This window comes from Butyricicoccus sp., from assembly GCF_050872565.1.
GTDB lineage: Bacteria > Bacillota > Clostridia > Oscillospirales > Butyricicoccaceae > Butyricicoccus_A.
On the sequence record NZ_JBNMHC010000137.1, the window covers coordinates 1 to 5,558 of the forward strand.

Genomic DNA, 5,558 nt, shown 5'->3' on the forward strand with positions numbered 1-5,558 from the left:
AACGGAGATCTGACAGCGCGTCAGGCGGGTTCTATCGGCGGACAGATGGTAAAGCAGATGATTGAGGCTTACGAGCAGAATATGAAATAAACAGATCGTATTCGTTGTCCCATAAACGCAGCTCAGCCGCTCTCGTGCCGTGTAGGCGCAGAGCGGCTGGGTTTTTTATAGTTGAATACCCTGAATGGTATATTGATACAAAAATTCTTTTAGTGAGGTACTGTCACCAGTGTTATAGTAATGGAGCAATAGGGTATTGAATTGCTCCATGTGCTTATCCGTAATTGTTAAGATGCCTGCACCGGCTGAGATCAGAATTTTATTTGCCAGAGTCATACTGGTACGCTTATTTCCATCCCAGAAGAATTGTCCTCGAGTACCCCATGCAAACGCTTCCAATGCTTTTTCTGTAGCAGTCAATTGGGTGTTGTTTATCAATTCATCAAGATAGGCGGATACTTCGGCTTGTACAGGTACTGGAGGAGTATAGTCTGTGCCTGAGATTCCAACCGTGCCGGTACGTAATACTCCCCATTCGAGTGCTTCGTTTCGTGCAATGAATTCATTGAGCTTACATAAATATTCCAGCGTAACTGGTTCGTCTATAGTTTTGGTCAGGAATTTCCATGCATCACGCATGTTTAAAATTGCTTGTATATCATCTAACTGCACATTGGGAACATTTACACCCTGAAGAATTGTTTGTGTTTGCGGAAAGGTAACAGCTCGGTTTTCCATCTTCATACCGCAATAAATATTTTCATCCCATTTCTTTTTTGCAAGAAAAAGACTTTGTTGTTTTGTCAGATGATATTTATCTTCAAAACGCATCCTTGATACACCTCGATTGTCTTTTTTCATGCATTTATCGTACAATAGATTGAAACGAAATGCAAGAGATTACAAAGTAAAAGCCGACACAGAAAAAACTGTGTCGGCTGAGAGAGTTCTTTCTTATAGTTTGGAATATCCAAACGAATTAACAATTGCCTCGACCGGAACGTTCTTCTGGCAGAACGGGCAATTGTGGCGGTCATACGACGCATATCCAGGGATGTCCTCCGAAGTGAAGATCGTGTTGACCTGAATGCCATCCATCTGACCGACTGCACTGAATAGGGTAGCGACGCCGCGAATCAGACCGCCGTAGTATCCCATGCACTCGATACCGCGGCGAATGCTGATGCCGGTCGTAACCGATGCCATCAGCAGAATGACATTTTTGCCGCGCACCATTGGCTCTACATTTTCTCGGAAGAACAGCTGACTGTTTGCTGTGCGCTCCGGCGTGATAACATAGATGGATTTGTGTGCATTGTGGATGGAGTGTCCCGCATCCTCCAGCTCTCGTGCCAGAAAAGCACCGATGATTTCTGTGCCGTCCAAGCATACGATGGTGTCAATTGGAACGGTGGTGTTTGCATACTGCTGTGCCAATACATGGGCGCACTGTTTTACTTCGCTCAAACGGGACTTCATTGTCGTCAGATCAATGTAGTAGTTGATATGCGAATGATTGGTAACGAAGTGTCCCGGAATGGCCTTCATAGGAACGACAGCTCCATATCTTTTGGACGGAAACTTCACGATTCTGGATTCAAACGAACTCATAGGCTCCTCCTTTTCCAACACACAAAATATCTTCTGGAATAATTGCACATTTTTATCGAATAACATGTGAGTTAAACTATACATAGTATACAACATCGTTACAAAATATGCAAGTTCTATCTTTACATTATTTTAACTGAACAAAAACAACATTTTGTTCAGTTAAAAACGTATATAGACAGAAGGAAAGAAGAAGTCTATAATGTGTATGTTAAAAAATATCGGAGAAAGAAGGAGATTGTTTGACCAAACGTTCTTATGAGATCGACATGTGCAATGGACCGCTGTTTCGCAGCTTGTTGTTGTTTGCCTTGCCGCTGCTGGCATCCAATATGCTCCAGCTGTTGTTCAATGCCGTAGACCTGATGGTCGCGGGAAATTTTGTCGGCAGTCATGCTCTGGCAGCAGTCGGAGCGACTACGTCACTGATTACCGTCTGCACAACCTTGTTTGTCGGCATTGCTCTAGGTGCCAATGTGCTTGCCGGACGATTTTATGCGCAAAAAGACGACAAAGGCATGTCAGAAGTCGTACATACTGCCATTACCTTGGCGATTATCGGCGGCATTTGTGTGCTGTTTATCGGTATTTTTCTGTGCAGACCGGCATTGGAGTTGGTTGCTACACCGGAGGAAGTTATTGACCAATCTACATTGTACATGCGCATTTATTTCCTGGGTATGCCGTTTTTTATGTGCTACAATTTCGGCGCGGCAATTTTGCGCTCCGTTGGTGACACACGCAGACCGTTGTATTACTTGATTTTTGCCGGTGTGTGCAATGTCATACTGAATTTGATTCTGGTGCTGATTTTTCATCTGGGCGTTGCCGGTGTTGCCATCGGTACCGTGATGTCGCAGTTTATTTCTTCTGTGCTCGTATTGACAACCCTGCACAGAGAACAGACATCGTATCATTTGGATGTCAAAAAGCTGCATTTGAATCCGCATATTATGAAAAATATGCTGCGAATTGGTGTTCCGGCGGGATTGCAGTCCATGCTCATCAATGTTTCTAATGTATTGATTCAATCGTCTGTCAATACATTTGGCACACTGGCGATTGCCGGAAACACAGCTGGTTTTAATATCAATGGATTTTTATATTTTGCCTGCAATTCTGTGACGCAGGCGGCTTTGAGCTTTTCCAGTCAAAACAGTGGTGTGGGAAATTATAAACGAATCAATAAGATTTTGTTCCAGTGCGGTATTCTGGAATGCATCATTGGATTTGGTCTCGGCAATTTATGCTATCTGTTTGGCAATCAGATCATCGGTCTGTACGCTTCCGATCCGCAGGTTATCGCTTACGGTCTCATCAATGTCGGTATTATCTGCGTGCCGTATGGTTTGTGTGGTCTGATGGATATGATTCCGGGCTGCATCCGCGGCATGGGCTATTCGACAGTTCCGATGATTTTGTCTCTGATTGGCGTCGTCTGCCTGCGGTTTTTCTGGATTTTTATTGTTTTCCCCAGCCATCGCAGTTTGGAAACTCTGTATATCTCGTATCCGGTATCGTGGATTCTCACGATTGGTATGCAGGCAATTTGTTATGTGTGGGTTTGGCGGCATTGCGCAAAAAAGAACGGATAAAGGTGAAGCATGGATAAAATAACACGTTCCCGCTTAATCAAGGGATACATTATCACGATATGCGGCGGATTGGGCTGGGCAGTTGGCGGCGCCTGCGGACAGGTCACGTTTCGCGACTGCGGTGCCGATGCCAATTGGTTGGTGCCGATTCGCATGTTTATCGCAGGTATTTTGGTCTTGGTGCTTGCCAAGCTTCGCGGAAAGCCGATTGGTGCGGTCTGGAAAGATAAGCATTCGATTGTTCCACTATTGGTCTTTGCACTGATTGGCACAGCTATGTGCCAATACAGTTATTATGCTGCGATTCAATACACCAATGTCGCCTTTGCGACGGTTATGACGTATATGAGCCCGATTGTTATTTTGCTCTTTGTGTTATTACATAGCAAAAGACTGCCAAAACTGTATGAACTTGCGAGCGTTATACTCGTTGCGGCCGGTGCAGTCTTGTGTGCGACACACGGCGATTTGTCGGCATTGGCGGTTCCGCCGATTGGTTTGGCATGGGGACTGGTCAGTGCGGTGTGCTTTGCGTTTTACACCCTGTGCCCGCGGCGGCTCATGCAGAAATTTGATGTCATGAGCATTGTCGGCTGGGGCATGACGATTGGCGGCGGCATGATGCTGCTGATTTTTCATCCGTGGACGATTCAGGGGATTACGTATAATGCGGAACTGTTTCTGCTGATGGCAGCTGTCATTGTGTTTGGCACCATTCTGGCGTTTAATTTGTATCAGACCGGCTGCAATATTGTCGGCAGTATGGTTGGCGGTGTGCTGTCTTCCGTAGAACCGGTAGCATCTGTGATGATTTCTGCTTTTCTGCTGCACACGAGCTTTGTCGCACAGGATTTCATAGGTTTTGCGCTGATTCTCATCACGATACCGATTATGGCTATTGGAGATTATCGGGCGATTCAAACACAGCAAGCATCGAAATAAGTGGTGGCATAGAACCGAGAAAAAGCGTATAATAACAAGTATAGAATACAAGATGACGAGAAAGGAGACGAGCATATGAAAGCATATCGTCGAGTTTTTGTAGTTGTATTGGATTCACTGGGAGCGGGCGCGATGGATGACGCCGCACAGTATGGCGATGCCGGAACAGATACCTTGGGGCATATCTCGGCATCTGTGGAACAGTTCCACATTCCCAATCTGCAAGCATTGGGTCTTGCTAATCTGCATCCGCTCAAGCAGGTTGCGCCGGTGCAGCATCCGATGGCGCGATATACGACGCTGCGCGAGATGAGCTGCGCTAAGGACACGATGACCGGTCACTGGGAAATGATGGGCTTGCGGACAACCGTTCCGTTTAAAACGTTTACGGACACCGGTTTTCCACCGGAACTGATTGCAGAACTGGAAAAGCAAACCGGACACAAATGCATCGGAAACAAGAGCGCGAGCGGCACAGTCATTTTGGACGAGCTGGGTGAGGAAGAAATTGCCACAGGACATATGATTGTGTACACTTCTGCGGATTCTGTGCTGCAAATCTGCGGCAACGAAGAAACCTTTGATTTAAAGGAGTTGTATCGCTGTTGTGAGATTGCCCGCAAAATTACTATGCGCGATGAATGGAAGGTGGGTCGCGTTATTGCGCGGCCGTATGTCGGCAAAAAGCGCGGAGAATTTGTGCGCACGAGCAATCGGCATGATTATGCGGTCAAGCCGACGGGACGCACTGCCCTCAATGTGTTGAAGGATGCCGGATTTGATGTGATTTCGATTGGAAAAATCAACGATATTTTTGTCGGAGAAGGCATTACCGAAGCGCAGAAGTCCAAAAGTTCTGTACACGGCATGGAACAGACCATTGCTGTGGCAAAGCGCGACTTTACTGGGTTGTGCTTTGTCAATCTTGTGGATTTTGATGCGTTGTGGGGGCATCGGCGCAATCCGGTTGGATATGCACAGGAAATCGAACGGTTTGATGTAAAATTGGGCGAGCTGCTGCCGCTGCTTCGAGAGGATGACTTGTTAATTCTGACTGCAGATCACGGAAATGACCCGACACATACAGGCACCGATCATACTCGTGAGCGCGTACCGTTTATCGCGTATTCTCCGTCTATGAAAGAGGGAAGAAAGTTGGAAGAACAGCCGACATTTGCTGTGATTGGCGCGTCCATTCTAGATAATTTTGACTTGCACATGCCGGAAAACACCATCGGAACGTCTATTTTATCCGAGTTAGTATAACCAGAACAGAGAGAGGAAGAACGCTTGCAGAGGAATTTTATTACTGTATTGACGGAAAAAGATGTCAATATTGTGACGGATGAAACACTTCGCGAAATAAAGCGGCATGGAACCGAGCGTTTTCCGTTTCAATATTACAAAGAA

General features: G+C 46.1%; 6 protein-coding genes. 4 read left to right on the plus strand and 2 right to left on the minus strand.

What is annotated here, in order from left to right; translation table 11 throughout:
* Positions 1-90 (plus strand): alpha/beta-type small acid-soluble spore protein (locus ACR0P9_RS06900; RefSeq protein ID WP_432618614.1); only part of this gene is annotated, 90 nt, incomplete at its 5' end.
* A 75-nt stretch (positions 91-165) separates the two neighbouring features.
* Here the strand turns inward: ACR0P9_RS06900 and ACR0P9_RS06905 are convergent.
* Positions 166-831, minus strand: a complete 666-nt coding sequence (locus ACR0P9_RS06905; protein WP_432618604.1) for a Fic family protein — start codon at positions 829-831, stop codon at positions 166-168.
* A gap of 123 nt (positions 832-954) precedes the next feature.
* Positions 955-1,611, minus strand: a complete 657-nt coding sequence (locus ACR0P9_RS06910) for an orotate phosphoribosyltransferase (protein ID WP_432618606.1) — start codon at positions 1,609-1,611, stop codon at positions 955-957.
* A gap of 242 nt (positions 1,612-1,853) precedes the next feature.
* Here ACR0P9_RS06910 and ACR0P9_RS06915 point away from each other — a divergent pair, with 242 nt between their 5' ends.
* The 3 genes from ACR0P9_RS06915 to ACR0P9_RS06925 all read left to right on the plus strand — a co-directional run bounded on the left by ACR0P9_RS06915 (position 1,854) and on the right by ACR0P9_RS06925 (position 5,414).
* On the plus strand, positions 1,854-3,206 hold the full coding sequence (locus ACR0P9_RS06915; protein ID WP_432618608.1) for an MATE family efflux transporter: 1,353 nt from the start codon (positions 1,854-1,856) through the stop codon (positions 3,204-3,206).
* Positions 3,207-3,215: 9 nt separating this feature from the next.
* Positions 3,216-4,148, plus strand: coding sequence for a DMT family transporter (locus ACR0P9_RS06920; RefSeq protein ID WP_432618610.1), 933 nt, complete (start codon positions 3,216-3,218; stop codon positions 4,146-4,148).
* A 75-nt stretch (positions 4,149-4,223) separates the two neighbouring features.
* The gene (locus ACR0P9_RS06925) at positions 4,224-5,414 is read left to right on the plus strand and encodes a phosphopentomutase (RefSeq protein WP_432618612.1); all 1,191 of its coding nucleotides are present in this window, start codon (positions 4,224-4,226) and stop codon (positions 5,412-5,414) included.
* Positions 5,415-5,558: the final 144 nt, after the last annotated feature.

Coding starts and splice junctions, on each gene's coding strand:
- ACR0P9_RS06925 (WP_432618612.1), top strand. CDS start 4,224: ATGAAAGCATATCGTCGAGTTTTTGTAGTTGTATTGGATTCACTGGGA.
- ACR0P9_RS06910 (WP_432618606.1), bottom strand. CDS start 1,611: ATGAGTTCGTTTGAATCCAGAATCGTGAAGTTTCCGTCCAAAAGATAT.
- ACR0P9_RS06905 (WP_432618604.1), bottom strand. CDS start 831: ATGCGTTTTGAAGATAAATATCATCTGACAAAACAACAAAGTCTTTTT.
- ACR0P9_RS06920 (WP_432618610.1), top strand. CDS start 3,216: ATGGATAAAATAACACGTTCCCGCTTAATCAAGGGATACATTATCACG.